Source organism: Rhizobium sp. YTUHZ045 (assembly GCF_051124255.1).
GTDB lineage: Bacteria > Pseudomonadota > Alphaproteobacteria > Rhizobiales > Rhizobiaceae > Rhizobium.
Genome location: NZ_CP101432.1, coordinates 3,776,607 through 3,793,800, shown reverse-complemented (window position 1 = coordinate 3,793,800; position 17,194 = coordinate 3,776,607). Strand labels below are relative to the sequence as shown.

11 protein-coding genes are annotated in these 17,194 nt (G+C 55.9%); 7 read left to right on the top strand and 4 right to left on the bottom strand.

What is annotated here, in order from left to right; genetic code table 11:
- Positions 1 to 280: 280 nt before the first annotated feature.
- The gene (locus NMA58_RS18695; protein ID WP_434711567.1) at positions 281 to 1,081 is read left to right on the top strand and encodes a hypothetical protein; all 801 of its coding nucleotides are present in this window, start codon (positions 281 to 283) and stop codon (positions 1,079 to 1,081) included.
- The gene (locus NMA58_RS18690) at positions 1,074 to 4,364 is read left to right on the top strand and encodes a DEAD/DEAH box helicase (protein ID WP_434711566.1); all 3,291 of its coding nucleotides are present in this window, start codon (positions 1,074 to 1,076) and stop codon (positions 4,362 to 4,364) included. The genes NMA58_RS18695 and NMA58_RS18690 overlap by 8 nt, the downstream gene beginning before the upstream one ends.
- A gap of 27 nt (positions 4,365 to 4,391) precedes the next feature.
- Here the strand turns inward: NMA58_RS18690 and NMA58_RS18685 are convergent, their stop codons facing one another.
- Positions 4,392 to 5,123, bottom strand: coding sequence for a hypothetical protein (locus NMA58_RS18685; RefSeq protein WP_434711565.1), 732 nt, complete (start codon positions 5,121 to 5,123; stop codon positions 4,392 to 4,394).
- A gap of 698 nt (positions 5,124 to 5,821) precedes the next feature.
- Here NMA58_RS18685 and NMA58_RS18680 point away from each other — a divergent pair.
- The gene (locus tag NMA58_RS18680) at positions 5,822 to 6,571 is read left to right on the top strand and encodes a hypothetical protein (protein WP_434711564.1); all 750 of its coding nucleotides are present in this window, start codon (positions 5,822 to 5,824) and stop codon (positions 6,569 to 6,571) included.
- Positions 6,572 to 6,783: 212 nt separating this feature from the next.
- Here NMA58_RS18680 and NMA58_RS18675 read toward each other — a convergent pair whose 3' ends face one another.
- The 3 genes from NMA58_RS18675 to NMA58_RS18665 form a co-directional block, all read right to left on the bottom strand.
- Positions 6,784 to 8,190: an argonaute/piwi family protein gene (locus NMA58_RS18675; RefSeq protein ID WP_434711563.1), complete on the bottom strand. Its 1,407-nt coding sequence runs from the start codon at positions 8,188 to 8,190 to the stop codon at positions 6,784 to 6,786.
- Complete coding sequence (locus NMA58_RS18670) at positions 8,187 to 10,016, bottom strand: SIR2 family protein (RefSeq protein WP_434711562.1); 1,830 nt, start codon at positions 10,014 to 10,016, stop codon at positions 8,187 to 8,189. Before NMA58_RS18670 ends, NMA58_RS18675 begins: the two co-directional genes overlap by 4 nt.
- Before the next feature lie 364 nt (positions 10,017 to 10,380).
- Positions 10,381 to 10,824 (bottom strand): hypothetical protein, encoded by a 444-nt coding sequence (locus tag NMA58_RS18665; RefSeq protein WP_434711561.1) that lies wholly within the window; start codon positions 10,822 to 10,824, stop codon positions 10,381 to 10,383.
- 503 nt (positions 10,825 to 11,327) lie between these two features.
- On the opposite strand from NMA58_RS18665, the gene NMA58_RS18660 reads away from it, so the two are divergent.
- From NMA58_RS18660 to NMA58_RS18645, 4 genes are all read left to right on the top strand, one after another.
- Positions 11,328 to 11,771 (top strand): hypothetical protein, encoded by a 444-nt coding sequence (locus NMA58_RS18660; protein WP_434711560.1) that lies wholly within the window; start codon positions 11,328 to 11,330, stop codon positions 11,769 to 11,771.
- Between the two features lie 82 nt (positions 11,772 to 11,853).
- The gene (locus NMA58_RS18655; protein ID WP_434711559.1) at positions 11,854 to 13,332 is read left to right on the top strand and encodes a hypothetical protein; all 1,479 of its coding nucleotides are present in this window, start codon (positions 11,854 to 11,856) and stop codon (positions 13,330 to 13,332) included.
- Between the two features lie 204 nt (positions 13,333 to 13,536).
- On the top strand, positions 13,537 to 16,488 hold the full coding sequence (locus NMA58_RS18650; protein ID WP_434711558.1) for a VPA1269 family protein: 2,952 nt from the start codon (positions 13,537 to 13,539) through the stop codon (positions 16,486 to 16,488).
- Positions 16,488 to 17,168 (top strand): hypothetical protein, encoded by a 681-nt coding sequence (locus NMA58_RS18645; protein WP_434711557.1) that lies wholly within the window; start codon positions 16,488 to 16,490, stop codon positions 17,166 to 17,168. The genes NMA58_RS18650 and NMA58_RS18645 overlap by 1 nt, the downstream gene beginning before the upstream one ends.
- Positions 17,169 to 17,194: the final 26 nt, after the last annotated feature.

Below are 17,194 nucleotides of genomic sequence, written 5' to 3'. Positions count from 1 at the left end.
AGTCCTCCATCCGCAGATAATAGCCAAGGCGAACTCAATGCGCGGCTCTGCTAAATTGTTGCGATAAGCAGCTATAAAGTCGCTCGGATGTCAGATTCTAGGTCACCATTCAGGAAAACTCGATGCAATTGAATCCGGTCGCCATTGCGTTGAACGCTTCACTCAGCAATAGCTTTGTAACTCAACCTACAGAAGTGATTCCTGATCAAATCTGCAGTCGAAGTCGCTGTTTTAGTGAAGCTTTCGGGTAAAATGAACGGGAGCCTGCGGGCCAAACTGCATGAGTTTAATTTTGACACCGGTCTCGCACGGAGATCTCTGCCATGGAAATAGATGGGAAGTTGATGACCTCGATCTTCTTGTCGAACGCGTCGCCCGTGTGGCGATGGGTCAGTACCGACATGTGTCCAGGATTCTCAATGGCTTGAACGTTGCTGCCCCGAAAGGATCGAAAGTTCACGCAGAGAATGCCATCCAGAAGATGCAAGTTGCGAAGAACGGGGATCCCTGGCAACGCGATGGATGGATCTTTCAAATCATATCGTGGATCGCCGCAAGCCAGCAGAAGGCGGGCAAGGCCATTCTGAAGCCGCCGCACATTTTCCATGCGCACAAAGGATTCGACGGCATTCAACTAGAGATTACCGACGATGGCCAATCGGTGATCGCACTCATCATATTCGAAGACAAGGCGACCGATAATCCAAGAGCCACCATTCGGGAGGATGTATGGCCAGGAATCGTTAGTATGGAGGCTGGCGAAAGGGTCGCTGAACTCACGCACGAGGCGGCCGGTCTCTTGGAAGCGCAGCAACACGTCTATCCTGGCATGGATATCGACGGCGCGGTCGATCGGATTATCTGGCAGGAAGCGCGTCGGTATCGCGTCAGTATCACTACGGGCAATACGCACAAGACAGAGAATGCTCGCGCAGGCCTTTTTGCAGACTATGACACGACTGCGGCTGGAGACACGCTTCGTCGACAAGCAGAGACAATGCATTTCGACGACTTAAGGGCCTGGATGGCTGCCTTCGCTGCCCAAGTGATCATCAAGCTGGAAGAGTTGGGGAATGTTTGATCCAATCACATCCGCAATCATTGCCTCGGCGCCGGCATTGTCAGGTCTCAACCTCGGAGACCTTCCCAAGCGATTGACACAGGCCTTCTCCGAAATCGTTGCCGCTCGTATCGAGCTTCGGGGCGAGAAACGGGACGAGCCGCCGGAAGCGCTTGTACAAACCATTCGCGAGATGCAGCGGCTTGCGTCGGCCCACGAGAGCTACGTCGCCCTCTTGCCGGATCGCGATAACAGATCTGCGGCAGCCTTCGTCGCCGCGTCTGCACATCAGGTTTGCCTTTTGGGAACATACAAGCCCGATGGTTACGTGTCGTACCTAGATGGCGCCAGCCTCTCCGCAGAGGTATGCGCGAGCTTACTGTTCCTGATTGCTGAGGCGCATGCGGACGCTGCGGAATGCGCGAAGCGGATATCTGCACCTACGGATCCTGAACGTGCTGTCGAGGCGTCTCTGTTGAACGCAATCCGATGGCTTTGCATAGGTCGAGTGCATCTGGTCGCTGCCATCACGGTTCCCGAACTTCCGATCTACGCGGAGTCCAGCGATACAGCCGTCAGTGCGCTCTACCTCGAACTTTTGAAGGGTATCAAGAATCTTGCTCTGCGTATCCAGCGCAGAGCGGATCTACCCTTGGAGGTGGGCGGTATCGAACCGTCGGTGAACTTCTTCAACCGTGTAAAGCAGCTCAGCATCGGGCAGCTTGATGACATCTTCGGGACCGGCGATCCGGTCTTCAGCCTTTTCCCGGGGCCACTGCATCTTGCGAACCTTCTCCTCGCGGTCGATCGCGACCTCATCGGTTCCGCTCTGAGCCGCATTCCGACCCCCGATCAAGTCCCCGACCAGGATTGGTGGCGAATCGTAAAGCGCATGTCAGGGGGGCGACCTTTCTTGTGGCGTAACCACAGGGACGCGATCGATAGCGGCTATCTCAATAAGGGCGTCTCTGCTGCAATCAGCTTTCCGACCGGAGGCGGCAAATCGACACTGTCTGAGTTGAAGATCGCCACGGCGCTGTTGCGGGAAGAGAAGGTCGTATTTCTGGCGCCAACCCACGCGCTCGTGGACCAGACTGCTAGATCGCTGCAAAAAACCTTCAAGACTTTCGACTTCGAAATTTTTGGCGACGTTGCCGATGATAGTTCGGATGGGTTGATCGAGCTGCCGGAAGCAATCGTCACGACACCGGAGCGGTGCCTCATGCTGCTGACCACGCAGCCCGAAGCCTTTAAGGATCTTGGGCTTGTGGTGTTCGATGAGTGTCATCTTCTCCACCCCCGCGATGCCGAGAAGAGCCGGCGCAGCGTTGACGCCATGCTCGCGCTATTGAACCTGTCTCTCGTTGCGCCGAATGCTGATTTCCTTCTCCTCTCGGCTATGATGAAAAACACGGAGGAGATCGCAAGTTGGGTGGGCGATCTGACGGGGCGAGATTGCCTGGCTCTTAACCTTGCGTGGAAGCCTACCCGTCAAGTCCGTGGCACCGTAGTTTACGCAGCTAAGCGTATCAACGAGCTCAACGAGACGCTGACCGAGGCCCGCGCAAACCTTTCGAACGTGAACGCGCCCAAAGCGGTTACCGACACTCTTACCGCGCGGCCATTCGGTTTCTTCGGCTTGCTGCAAACATGGGCTACGCGAGACCGGAGGGACTATGCGTTGCTCCCCCTTCTGGCCGATGAGCATGCTCTATCAACGGGAACAACGAAGAAGCGGAAGACCTGGTATCTTACGCCGAACGGAAATCACACCAGCACTCTTATCGCTGCTGCTGCAGCGGAAGCCGATTTAAAGACACTTGTGTTTGTCCAATCCGTTGTACTTGCGGAATCTGCTGTGAGGGAGTTCCGCGAATTGGACACTCGCCCTCCGGTAACGCTTACCGAAGCGGAACTGGATCATTACCGTATCGCCTCCGAAGAGATGGGCGGTGCAGGATACTGTTACATCAGCGTTGATGAACATGGGAATTATTCAGGCGGTGCCGCGGGGCACCATTCGCTTCTGCTTCGCGACGAGCGCTTGCTGCACGAGTCCCTGTTCAGGCGGGCTGACGGTCTCAAGGTTCTATTCGCAACCTCGACTCTGGCCCAAGGCATGAACCTTCCTAGCGAGCTGGTGATCATAGCTGGAGATAGCCGTTTCGATCCCGAGAAGGAGAAGTTGGCTCAACTAGAGGCACATGAACTTCTGAATGCGGCAGGACGCGCTGGCAGGGCGGGGGAGAATTCTCAGGGTATGGTCCTGGTCGTACCCAGCAAGGTCGTGGAATTTGACGAGGAAAAAGGCCTTATCAACGCCCATTGGATGACGCTGCAGTCGATTTTTTCACAAAGCGATCAATGCCTTGAAATCGATGATCCCACCACGGTACTTCTCGACCGCATTCAGGCGGGAACTTGGGGCGACGCCATGTCCACCTACTTCGTGAGCAGGCTTCCACCCGCGGACGAAGATGGCAGCGACGGCAGGCTTCGGAATGTACTCAATAAATCGCTCGCGGCGTTCAAGGCGCGTCAACGCGGAGACGAGCAATGGATGGAGGATCGGATCAGCGCGGTTTTCTCAGCGCGAAACCAGATCCCGGTTGCTGCAGAGGATGGGTGGCTAGACAGGGTTTCTGGTTTGACGGGTGTCGGAATCGAATCCTTGCGCCAGATCGCCGCCGCCTTCGAGCCGGTCGAGACATTCGCGTCGACTGACGCGGCTATCTCGACACTGCTGAAATGGTTGATGGCCGACCCCAAGAGACTGTTCGAGGTTATGCGGCCGGAAAACGTGGACGACTTCTTCGGAGTCGCCTTCGGCAAACTCAGCATTGAAGCGAAGGCTACACACGCTTTGCCAATAATATGGGAGTGCCTCGGGGTCTGGATGAGCGGTGCCCCCCTAAAGGACATCGAGGCGAAATACCCCGGCGGCGATTCCACTCGTTGCAAGCATGCCCGGCACTTCGTCCTTCGAATGGTTCCGGATCTGGCGTTCTTTGCAGGACTGCCGGCCCGGCTCTCTGCCGCACGTCAGACAGACAAAGGCGAAGAGGAAGCCTTGTCGATCGTCCTCAGTACGCTGGGATCAGCGGTTCGCGAGGGATGCGATAGTCCGGAGGCATTGGCGGTGCGGATGATCTCAGCGCGTCGAACGACTTCACGGGTCGCCGCGCGCGCGGAGTTTGACCTACTTAACGCGTACTTTCCAGCAGGATCCTGGAACGAGACTTTCGAGAAGACGCAAGAGCGCGCTCGCAACGCGAGAGTTCTTCGAGGCTTTATGGGATCCTAGCGAAGTCCGATTTTACCTCGCAAACGATCAAGCCGCTTCCGGGGCGGCCCTTAGAATGGCGATAGCATCGCGATATTTATCGGCAGAGATCCAATCCGGGCTTCTCCTTTCGATGATGGTGAAAATTTCGTCGTCTGATGCCGTTCTGATGCCATGGAGGACATTGTTAAGAAAGTAGTTCTCGTGACCGCCGGTCTGGCACAACATGGCTCTGGCGATAGCCTCCGGGCTGGGCGGGACTTTTTCCGGAACCGTGGCTGTCGCGAGCAGTAGGTCAAGCTCTGCCGCGGCGCCGCCCTCGGTCACAGGCCACGGAATGTTCAAGTATCCATTGCTGCCCACAACCGCGAGAGACTTCGTCCCCATCTTCTTGAAGTATGCCTGCCATGACTCGGCAAGGCCCCCGTTCGACGCGCCCTCTCGGAAGAGTACTCCGACGCTGCCCCAACCTGAGCCTAGTGCTCCCGTCTTCGCTTTCGGCGCTTCGGCTTTCCAGAGTGCGGAAGCCTCGGCGACAAGGTCGTCAATCGTGGCAACATCGCGTCGGCAAGGCACAAGTATCCCAGTACCCTGAGGACCTTCGGATCGTAGAACCATCGTGAACGTGTTGGATCTGCTCGAGGAAATCCTTCCATAGTCGATGGGAACGTGGACTCTTATGGCATTGGTAAGATCAAGTCGATCATCTCGCCACCTCTTTCGCCCCTCCGTCTCGTCGTCCCAGAGGAGCGAGCCGATGATCAGAATACCGCATTTCATACCAAGCGCCGCCCCATTCGATCCATGTATGCTCTCCAAGTGTAACGTGCCGCATGGTTCGCCGCCAGGTCGGCTCAGTTAGAGCCCTGCCTGCCGCATAAGCTCTGCCAATGCTTCTCCGCACGACATCCCCGTTTCGTCGCAGTATGCCTTGAGCCTGTTGATTACAGAGATCGGAGCCCTCACGTAGGCGGTGTCGAAAGGCTCGTCGCTTTTTCGACGCCCGCTCAATCGCTCGACTGGTTCACGGCTGACAAAGCCGGCGCGACCAGCGGCCTTGTCGGACGTCTCTCGATCCCCAGGAATCCTGTTGCCTCTTGCGCGGTTCGAATCCTGAAAGATCCAGCTTCCCTTTATTGAACCCCAAGTCTTTGGCCATCAAGCCGTTGGGGCAATGATCTGAGTGGGCCGCTAATGGATCCTTGAAAGACAATCGCAGCTCCAATTTGCGCAAGGATTCAAGTGTCAACAATTAAACCACATACCCAAGAATCATAGATAAGTCAATGTTTTTATTGTATTATGCACTGAACATGAAAATTGCGTCGCCCAGCTTTCAAGGCTAATCGTTTCAGCAGCAGACCGGTTTGCTGGCCGCGAAAGCGGTGAAATTTACGGACGGCCGAAAAGGCGACTGGAAAGGCCGCGCGCACGTCGCCCGGCGTAGATCGACACGTCCGCCCACACATGGAGGGAATATGAACACGCTTCGCGACCATCTTTTCACTGGAAGTCCCATGTCTAAATACGAGTTTGCAATAAGATTCCTAGCTGAGGGAGCGGCAGCCCCAAGCGGCGGCATCTATTCCGCGGGAACACTGATTATGGCACAAGCGCTCTTCAACTCGGTCCCGCCCGACACTCTCATCAGGATGGGAGGAGCCTCCACTGCGGACGACGCTCGCATCTTCCGCACGATCAGCAGACGACGACGCGGGAAATTCAAAGAAATGGATCGCGATGGAAGTGGACCATGGCCACATCACCCATCTGGAGTTCGCGATTTCCTGGCTCGTGAGGTCGTGAGGTACGTGGAGGAAATCCGGACACGGCTGATGTCAGAGAGATGTGCCGCGGGATTCCCTGATCATGAACATATGTTTGTCACGTCTGGAGTAGACTCATCTGAGATCGCCGCTCCGTACTCTGTGTCAATCCTCGACGGGGAGTTTCGCCGAGCGCTCGGCGTGATGGAAAACCTATACCCGGAATCCTACCTCCGCCATAAGGAGGAATTGTCTTCGGTTGACCGGCTGGTTTCCTTCTTGCGATGGACCATCACCCCAAGCGGGCGGGTAATCGACGATCCTCTGAACGATGTGCAAGCTTCGCTGCTGCTTTACACCAATTCACCCATCCGGATCGAGGCAGGGGATGCCATGCGATACATCGACGAGATAACTAATGCGCACATGGTGAAGGGAAAGCTTCCGGGACTGGGCGGTTGACCTCTGAAGCCGAGCCACTCGAGCAATTCGACAATAACACGTTCACCGTGCTTCTAGCGGCAGCGTCTCTGGCCTTGCCCCCAAGTTTTATCCAGTTTTGAGTTCGCTCCAGCGGTTGGGTTGCTGTTTTCGGAGCGGTAGCGGCGGGTTGCGGTGCGGAGCCACGCAGTTTAGGTGCTACCTTGAGAGTTAGCTGTTGCGGTGCCGTGCAGTTACATGAAGTTCCTGAAATCGTAGACCTCATCAACCATCTCAGGATTCTGCTGGATGATGTCGGCGAAGGCCTTTGAATAACCGAGGGTTACAGGTAACTTCTTGTATAGGGTGTTGTTGTTCCAATCCATCTTCGTCAGACCAAGGATGCCGTAACACGTGTCATGCCAGCCACCTTCTCCGGAAAAACGCCGGACGAGTACTGGCGAAGGAGTGGGCTTCAAAGAGCCCTCCTTGTAGACGTCTCTAGTCGGGCCCTCAGTGTGGACGCCCTTAACACTGCCCTGTGTCCAGAGCAGAGCTTCATTCGGACTGATGGGAACGTATGTGCCGCGTCCAACCGGATAGCCGGAACTATTTCCACCCTGATCGAAGCGGACACCCTGCCAGGAGACGTTCTTGACGATCTGCACGAGTTCCACGTCAGTGCCGTCACGGAAGCTGTCGAGTGCACCAAGAATCTCTTCCTCTTTGAACTCGGTGTTCTTGTGGATCGTTATCCGCGAGGGCGACTTCCCAAAATGGGCATTCTGATAGATCTCCAAGCTTCGTGAAAGCACGGCCTGCATTTCGACATAAGATAGGTAAGGATTCTTCTTGGAGTCCTGGGTAAACTCCCGTGTGTCGTAGGCTACGAACCGGAATCCCGTGCCGTCGGGGTCAAATACCTGGCTGCAACACGTGGTGTACTGGTTACCCGAGTGGTCGGTCTTCATCGCATAGCTGATCCCGACGAACGCCTCGTTGGGGTTCAACCCGACCAGCTTCCACGGAACGCCCCCTGCCTTTGCATACATTGCCACGCTCAATCCCCAGAGTACGTTGGCCCGGCAACCGCGTTCGAAGCTATTCTGCCTGACGATCTGAATCGGGATGTCCGATGGGGCGCAGTAGGCCTTTAGATAGTCGTGAAAGTTGAAGTTCTCGCCCTCGAAGCAGGCAGCCCAAGTCGGAGGAAGATAAACGAGCGCGACATCGAAACTGCTTCGAAGTATACGCAATCTCGCGACGCACTGGAAAAGCTCAGCGGCTAGACGAACCTTGTCACCCCGCCGTGCATGATCGTCCAAGGCATCCGGAAACGAGAGGACAAGCCGGGGGTCCTCGGCCGCGATGGGTATCCGCATGAGTTCTGCGAACCCGGGATAATCCGGATAATAGTTCTTTGCCTCCCTGGGCTTGGCAGGGCGCTGCAATTCCAAGACCAGACTGCGGAGCCTCTTGAGGTCACCGGAGGGCGCCAGCAGGGCTATTCTCAAGGAATTGGGGGCGCCATAGCGCAGTCCGTACGGCCCATGCTGCAGCAACCCCATTAAAGGATGCTTGTGTTGGCCGTCGCTGGCAAACACAAGGGTTGGCTCTGGAACCGTAAAGTAGTCGCTTACTTGGGAAGACAGCTTGGTCATCGGGCGGAACTCATCGCGAAGGCCGTCCGACTGCCTATTTGAAAAGTCGGATTTTCAGCCGAGGTGCCGGAGATGAACGGTCGGACCTCGAGTGTCACATTGCGCTCGGTTGTGCCCAATGCAACCTCAGTCCAAGCGTTGAGTAACTGATTGTGGACTCCATTGAAACGCTTAGCCTTTCGACCCTCGAGAAACTCGGTCGCTACCCTGCGAGCATGAGGAGGCCAGATCCAGACATCCGGTTCGAGAAGAAGCCAGGTCCGCCCGTCCCTAGCGTCCAAGGATACCCGAAGCGCTTCGGCCCACGACACCGGCGCGGCCTCCGGATGGTCGTCGACAGGACTTAAAAGGCCGGGGATTCGCCCGGAGACCTTGCCTACAATTCGCTGCAGCGGTGCAAGCGCACCCACATCGACAGCGTGGGTGTCTGCGATGAGGAATCCTGCCGATGGTTTCAAGCGTGGGATCAGGGGCTTGCCCGCGGCGAGCGACAGGGTGATCGCTTCCTCGAAGAATGCCTTGTAGTGCAGGTTTTCATTGGAATGGAAATCGGGCGGAACGGTCGCCTTCGAGATACCCTTCAGCCTCTTTCCGAAGGCTTGCCGAATGTCAGCCTCCTCGCCCCAGCACCATACGGCATCTGCCTTGGTGACGATGATGTCGCGGCGGTAATCGGCAATGATCGTCCGCAAGCTCCTCCAATCCATCATCTCGTCGAGATCAAGCTGCAGGCAGCGATCCGGAAGTGTAATGGGCAGGGCATTAAGCCTCAGGATCGGCTTCTTGTTTCCGGCCTGCGGCATTGGGATACTGACACTCGATATCCGCGCCTTACGGACCTTGGCGTCGATAGCTGCAGGCCGTCCATCGATATTGCGCCAGATGCGAGACATCAGAGCATCGAAGGTCTCGATTTCCACGAACTCGGCCTTCACCCCAGCCGACCTTGCCTTTGTCAACAAGGACTCGACGGACGGATGAGGTGGCGAGCCCTTAAGTCCGGTCCAATAGAGACCGTGCGGGAACGGTGTCGGAGCTTCGAGGACCTTCGACAACAACGACATGACACTTGCGTCGCGTCCGCTGTAACCAGCGACAACAAGGCCGAAGCGCGATCCCGCTGCCAGCAAGGATTTGGAGAGATTTTCGTTTTGGGTTGCGAGGTCGACGCTCAGGTTCTTCAGGCTTTCGAACCGGAAATCCCCATGAAGCTTGCAGTAGAACGGAAACTCCTCATTGTGGATCGCATTCAGGGCTGATCTGGTTCCCTCGAGGGAGTAGGCTTGCAGCGATGCACCGCCGACCTCGGCGATGGCCTTTTCCACCACGCTATCGAAGTTGGTCGTGAAGACCGCCCGGGTCAATCCTGCGGCCATTAGGCCGCCAAGGACGCGGTTTCCCACGGAAAGTGTGACTTTATCTTCCGAAAGGATACTCTTCAGATAGTTCCTCTGCCGTTCGCGGTCGTCGCCGAAGATCTTCTCAAAATAGGTCGTGTATTCCTCGTCTGCCCATAGGGGTGGAAAGCCCTGCGAGTCCAAGAAGGCTTGGATACGTGTCCGCACCGCCTCGTTCTGGATATCCTGTGGGGAGACGTCGCGGTCTTGTTCGAGGCGATAGTACCGTCGTTTCAGATCCCAGATCACGTCGCCCGCTGTCGGAAGGCCCGCCGTTCTTGATGTCCCGGCTCCCAAGAACCACGCGAACTGCGCCGGACGTTCGCAGAAGATGGATATGAACTCAGACTGAAGCATCGAACCCTCGCTCAAGCGGTACCCATCGCCGCTGTCGGACAGAATCGCTCTCACCTGGGCGAAGATTGCCATAACTACGGCGTCCCGGGTGAGTGATCGAATCTCATATCGGTGCCAATTGCGCGGATAACCACATGAATTGTCAAATCGTGGGCTCCGTGCAATCTGGCGACCGCCAAGTGAAGGACGTCCGCAAGGATTCAATCCTTTTGTACGAATCCTTGGAGTTCGCAATTCGTACAATTTTAGTGACAAGGCAAGGACTGAATCCTTGAATTCTACGTTTCTTGTTCGAAGGAAGTCTCGTAGACCGATGGGAAGGTCGAGCACTGGCTGAACATGGGCGTAGTCGAGATCGACTGTCAGACCACAATAGAGAGCATGACCACTGCTCGTCGCTAGGTGGCGGCTGGTGCTGCAGCCAAATCTAAGAGCTCTAATCGAGGGCTATGTAGCCTTCATCGCCAACCCGGCGGAACTCGTCCTTGGCTCTGTTCAGATAGATGCGGATCAGTTCCACGGGCTTTTCGTTGTCAATGACAAAGCCCATCTCGTCCATCTTCTGCTTGATCGCCCGTTGCGTCATTGGGCGCCCGGCCTCACGAAGGATAGTCCTCGCCGTCTCGCGGATACGATGGGCGGCACTATTGTTTTCGTCGTCCACCGAGGTTTTCTGCTTTTTTGGATGGCGACGACTGGGTCCAGTTGTGGGCTGGCTGTCGACATTCATTTCGTCGATCACTCGCTTGAGGCTGTCGATATGCTCAACCTTCTTCGCGATTTCGCGTTCCTGCTCCAGGCAAACAGCCCTCAGCGACCCGAGCACCATTTGCTGCTCATGCAGTTGAGCTTCGAGTGCTTTCAACACTGTACGAAGCATCTCTTTTGGCTCGTGAGGCAAAATCCAGTCCGTGTCCGAAAATTGGTTTGTTTATGTCCGCGCTTGCGGCTATGGTCCCTAAGCGATTCGGTCAAGCAAGTGTCGAGTGAGTACGCAGCAACGTACTCACCCGAGCGATCCGGCTCCCAAACCCGTTTAAGAAAGGAGGCCGTATGCATCCCATTTAGCACCATCAGCCCCCACGCGCCATCTTTTTCCGGACAAAGCTGAACGATCGTTTGCAGATGCCCTAAGCATCTGCAAACGCTGGATTCACTGGGATATTCCGTGCGAGTTCGCGCCGCTGCAACGCCTCATGGCGTCGCCGTGACGGTCCGACCTGTGCGATATCGCCTCTTTGTCCGAATCAGCGGCACTCGGCTCTCGGGCCAAGAGATCAGTTTCAAACACAGATCCGGAGACACCGCATCGCGCGACGCGCCGCGGAGTGACGCTGTTCGCGTCCAAGGCAACTCGGACTTCTACGCAACAATGGAGATGAGATGAACAACGAAGATGAAGACCAAACCCGACGTCCAGACGGCATCGACAAACCCTGTCCGAAATGCGTAGAGGCGCCCGAATTTATAGGGACGACGTCCCGCACCTATGAGTTGTCGCCGGCTCAAGAGCGCTGGCTAACCGCTAAGCTCGAACACCTGTGGGAAGAAAGTGGAGCCCTAGAAGACCCGGCCTCAACTTCCACCTCGGACAAGAAACGGTCGGTGCGATGGATGCCCTTGCTCCGACAGGGAGAGGAAGCGGCGACAAGGGAACCTGCACAAGTCTACAATCGTAAAAGTGTGGTCGGGTCGGCTGCCAGTGAGCATGGACATAAGGATCGAGCTGGTAAAGACGGCTTGGCGTCACCGGGAGTGGCGCGGACAATTTTGCGCTTACTGAAAGGCAACGACATCAGTTCGGACGCTACCAATGACGAACAATAGGTCTAGCTCTTCACTGAATTTTAGAACACTCGAGCGCGGACGCTTTCATCTCATTGTACGGCAGAGTGTACGGGAGGACGGCATGCGGGTAAAACGGCCCGTCTTGTATCTGGCGATCCCCGACGCCACGGGTATCAGGATCTCGCGGTATCAGCCACTCCTGGACTACTACGCTGACCACGCGGCCATGTCGTTCAAGTGGATGCATAACGCAGCCCGCGCCATGGGAACGCTGGTCGACCATTCCCTCTCGGTTGCCGAATCCCCGGACTATCATATCTGGAAAGCACAAGGGGTCTTGCAGCGGCGGCTACTGCGCGGCCTGGCCAGATCCTTGGTGAACGGGACTATGCAGCTTGCGCCCAACGGTCGGGTCGTTGACGCCACCAAGCTTTATTGGAACGGACTCGGAAAAGGTCAAGCGAAGGTCCTGCTATCGGCGCTAACGCTCCACTTCAGATGGCTCCGCGACGACCCGGCTGCGTCAAGTTGGGTGCAAGCTGCCGCTACTGATGCGACGGCGACCATCCCAAGCGTTGCCCTTGGGCTTGCGATGGAACTGGCGATACGCAAGCAAAACTCGCTCCTTACTCACCTGAAGGGTACGAAAAAGGAGCCGTCTCATGCCTTTCCCGGCGTGATACGCCGAGCAGCGAAGGTCATCGATGCGGTTCCCGCATTCCCGTCCAAATACGTTGCTCCCTTCCTCCATCGGGCGTTCATCGACGAGGCTGGAGATGGAGACGAAGCAGCCCAGATCGTGTCGCATCTGATTTTCGCGCTCGGGATTCGCGCGAGCGAGGCCTTTCACCTCTATGCGACGGACATCCAGTTCATCCGGGACGATGCCTTCATCTTCTTTCATCATCCAGAGTCCGGGAAGATAAATAGAGCCGGTACTGAAATCACGCGCACCGATTACCTCCGTGATTTCGGCTTCATCCCGCGCAATCTCGACGAGGGAAGCCCCTTTAAAGCAGGGTGGAAAGGCATGGCGGGCGACGATGTGGGAACGCCCGGCTTTTTCCTGCCGATCGGGTCGCTTCGACGCCGAACTTCAATGCTTCTCAAGCGGTACCTCCTCATAACACGCCCGGCGATAATGGCGAGACGACCAGCATCGGCCGGAGATCATCCGTTTCTACTTGTGACTGCTCGACGACACGACACACCGCACGGTGTCGGGGTGGGCGATCCATACACGATGTCCGCCTTCGATTATATGTGGACCCAGGCGATCAACCGGCTCGGCAAGCGCTACGACGATCCACAGATGCTCGCCCCAGAAAAGGAACGCGGTACGACGAAACACGGTGGGCGGCATTTCTACGGCAGGTTTTTGCATTCTCTGGGGGTGGAGGGGCCGATAATCCAGCGTTGCATGCATCATGCGTCCCTCAAGTCGCACCACGTCTACACGCGCCTGACGGCATTCGAGATCAACTACTTGCTCCAAGAGGTGATGGAGAGGCCGTCGTCGTCAAAATCGAAATTCAGCGACATGCGGATGGCCTTCATGGCGCAATTCGATGACCCGGCGTTCTTCACACAGCAACGCTGATCGGAGCCAACTAATGCAAGCGAAACCAAGCGAAGGACTGCCAATGAGGGGGCGCCTGGATGGGCGGTGCATGCACCACACAACACTCAAGTTGCAGCAGCTCTACACGCGGCTAACGGTCGCCGAGATAGAAGACCTGCTCCGAGAGGCGATGGAACGGACATCGTCCAAATCGAGTGTAGACGCCCGGAGCGAGGAAGACTGATGACCTTTTTTACCAGCAAGAACGGCGAAGAGATCTACCTTAATCTTGAAAGAGACGACTTAAGGGACGGCGAGAAGGTCTTTCAGCCGAAAATTATGAGTGCGCTTGATTTGGTAAAGTCGGCGGGAGCAACTAAACGCATCACCGCGGAATATCTTGTGGCGGCCGATGAAATCTATGATGCTGGCGTTTGCATATCTCCCTTCGCGATATTCGAGCTCCCCCTGCATAGAGAACTCTGCAAACACTTCAACGACTTATCGGAAATCGGGTGGGAACTTCGCGAGGCGCTTGATGCTGCCGGCGCGTTTGCTTTCCTGGACGGGGTAAACAACCGTGCCACATCGCAGGGGACTGTCGAGCGAATTTTAGCGGTGTTCAGCGTTTCCGCATCGGGACTAACCTCGATCGAGGAAATGCCGTTGGAGTTCGTCCATGCGGTTGTCGATTTCTTCCGGTCGCCTGATGGGCTCAGTTGGAATCAACAGATCCTGGGAAAAGGAGGGGTAGCCGCTCAGTGTATACTGAACGTCGTTGCTGGCCTGGCCAAGATATTCAACGAGGGCTCGCTCCTTCAAAAAGGGCGAAAACATCGTGCTCCCTCGGTAAAAACACCGATGAGTTGGCACGGTTTTCAATATTCGACCGATATCCTCGATCGGGAAATGTTGCATTTCTTTGACGAGTTCCGTGAAGAGACACGGATGAGGCCTGCTTTGGCTCAGTCCGCAGCATTGAACTTGACAGCATACCTCCGAGAAAATTTTCCAACCGAGACAATTCGTCGAGTTGCGGCGACGGCAGCGCGTCCGGAGACTTTTGTCTCGTTCATGAAGAGAAAAGGCGACGGCAAGGCAACAAGGAACATGCTCACCACGGTGAGAGCGGCGAGAAAGCTTTCGGTAAGCATTAGCGAACAGCTTGGTGACACTGGCGGCAAGACAATCTTCGACCTTGTCACCGCGAAGGAGGTCGCCAGACTCGAAGCTGAGGTCAAGAAAATTAAAAAGCCGAGTAGTAGTCGGTCCCGGCCGCTGCCCGAAAAGCTTATACCGCTGATGAGAGAGATCCTGGAAGAAGGCGGAAGCGGGTGGCCAGGGGAAAACTTCCGCGTGGATGTTCAAGTTGATGGCACGTTGCGAAACATCTACTGCCCTGTGATCCCGTCGCTTTTCCAAGTCATGCTTGAGCTCCCGCTACGCATGGGGCAGATCCGTCGTCTGGACAGTGGCGAGGGCGATAGCAGAATTTTTGATGGCGACACCCTGAAGTGGAAGCATAATTCGGGACCACTTTCCGGTTACTGGGCCGATCGCGCCGGGGAAGCGGCGGACGGCTTTCCGACCAGAGGGTACGCGATTGAAATCGAAGATGAGATCAAGCCGATCACCGGTGTCTGGGTGAACACAAACAAGACCGGAAAACCATTCGCCGTTCCATGGCACATTCCGAAAGTGTTCAAGATCCTCTCGGACCTCCGAAAGTGGCAGGCTCGATACAATCCGATCACTGCTCCGATCGGTCCCGAAATATATCTGGATGCGCCTCAGCACTATTCTGACGCGACGAAAGAAGAGATGCCGGAGATTTTTCCGCTCAGCCGCCTATTCCCAAACAAATACTGGCCGACCCCTGGACGCACCGTAACGCGTTCCGAACTCGATCACGCTTGGTGCTCACTGCTATACGAAATCGAGAAAAGATATAACCAGCGACATCCCGCAAACCATTTAACCTTGGTCGATATCCATCCGAAGGCCAACCAGCCCTATCGACCAAGATACAATATCCACGGTCTCCGCGTGCGCGGACTAACGAACCTACGACGCGGAGGGATGCCGCTCGATTTGCTGAGCAAGTTCATAGCCGGACACGCCAGCCTCTTGATGACGATTTACTACACCGAGCCACATGCATCGGAGGTGGCCGACGAGGTCGAGAGGGCTGCCGCCCGGTCACTTGCCCAGCGCGATTTCATCGACGATCTTCGGCGCTGGGAAATCGAGGAGGCGAGAAAGAATACGGTTTCCCTTTCGCCAAATGCAGTGCGGAACGCAATTGAATCAGAATCGCAAATGCAATTTATCAACGTCGCCATCGGCGTCTGTCCATTTGACGGCAGCCGGTGCAGCGACGGCGGCGCAGTCAGCCGAAAGGACGAAGGAGACGGGACCTCGAAGACTGTCTACGAACCTGTGGAACCGCGCAACTGTGTCATGTGCCGGCATTTCATTTCTGGGCCACCATGGCTCAACGAACTCACGGAGTATGGCACGAAGCTGTGTGCGCGTCGCCGCGATCTCGCCCGGGAAGAGGCGAGGCTTAACCAGATCGCAGGTGAACGACATGACGCCCACCTGGCCGGCCTGCTAACGGCGGATGCTTTTGACAATGAATGTGATGACCACGGCGCTGAAATACAGAAGGTCAAAAATGAACAGGAAGTGGTCGAAAATTCGATCTTCAACATCGAACTCCTATGCAATGCGAGCGTGAAGTTGCTTGACCAGAACCCCAATCAGGACGTTGGCATCATGCTGGTCGCGAATGCCCGATCTTCGGTAGTGGAATTCAAGGAAGTGTCGGAGTTCGAGCAGGCTGTCCGCATTACTGCTGCGGGCCGTGTGCATCGAATTCTTGGTGATGACCGCATCGAGGCTCGCCGTGACGAGTGGATTGCCCAGATGTTGTTCAATAGTGGAATCACCCCTCCTCAGTTGTTGACGCATGTGAGCCCCGAGCATCGTCGGCGGGCGTTGGACCAATATGCGCTTTATGCGAACGCGCGAATTCAAGCCGATGCGATAGATAGGCTGATTGATGGAACCCTGCGCCTGCACGACTTAGGAGTTGAGGATCAGGTGCGAAAACTTATCGATACGGCTCTTTCCGATCCGATCACATTCGGAAGCTTGCCGGGCGGAAAAACCGGTCTGCTGGAGAGCGTTTGATGGCAAGTCGCATCGGAGCCATCATCGCCATTGCTGATAGGAAGTCTGAAAGCCTTCTTGAATCCTTGCCCGACGAAAGTCGGGCAAGGTCAAACATTGAAGGCATAAACAGTATCTGTCGAAGCTTGCTACAACGGCGGACTCCCATTCTTCCGACCGCGAAGGTCGTGTCGGAGGAAGGGAGGAAGCATAACCCCTACTTCCCGCTAGAGCGGACGATCTACAACTCCTACCAACAGCCGCTGAGAATTTGGAGGAAAGCCTATCACGATGTCATGAATATCGACGCCGATCCGGCGATGTCTGTGGACGAGGTCGCCAAGATCGACACTTCGGTGATGACACCATCGATGAGTAACCTCGTCGATCACCTGAAGGCGATAGTTGCCGAAGTGACGCAGCGAAACAACGTACTCAAAAAGATCATCGACGAAGGCGTTCCAGTTCAAGCTGCCGATGCTCCGGAATCGCCAGATGCGGACGAGGTCATGAACGCACTCGGAATCTGGCTTCGAGACGCTGTAGATGGTCCTTTCAAGCTCGATGAAATCGGGCTGCGCGTCACAGCGAAGACGCCGCCCGGGACACGCGTGATGAGTGCCACGCTATTCGGTGCCCTGAAGAAGTTCACCGACGATCACGAACGTATCCGGAAAACGAGAAAAGCTCGAGAGCGATGATTTTCGCGGTTCAAGCTTTCCCATCG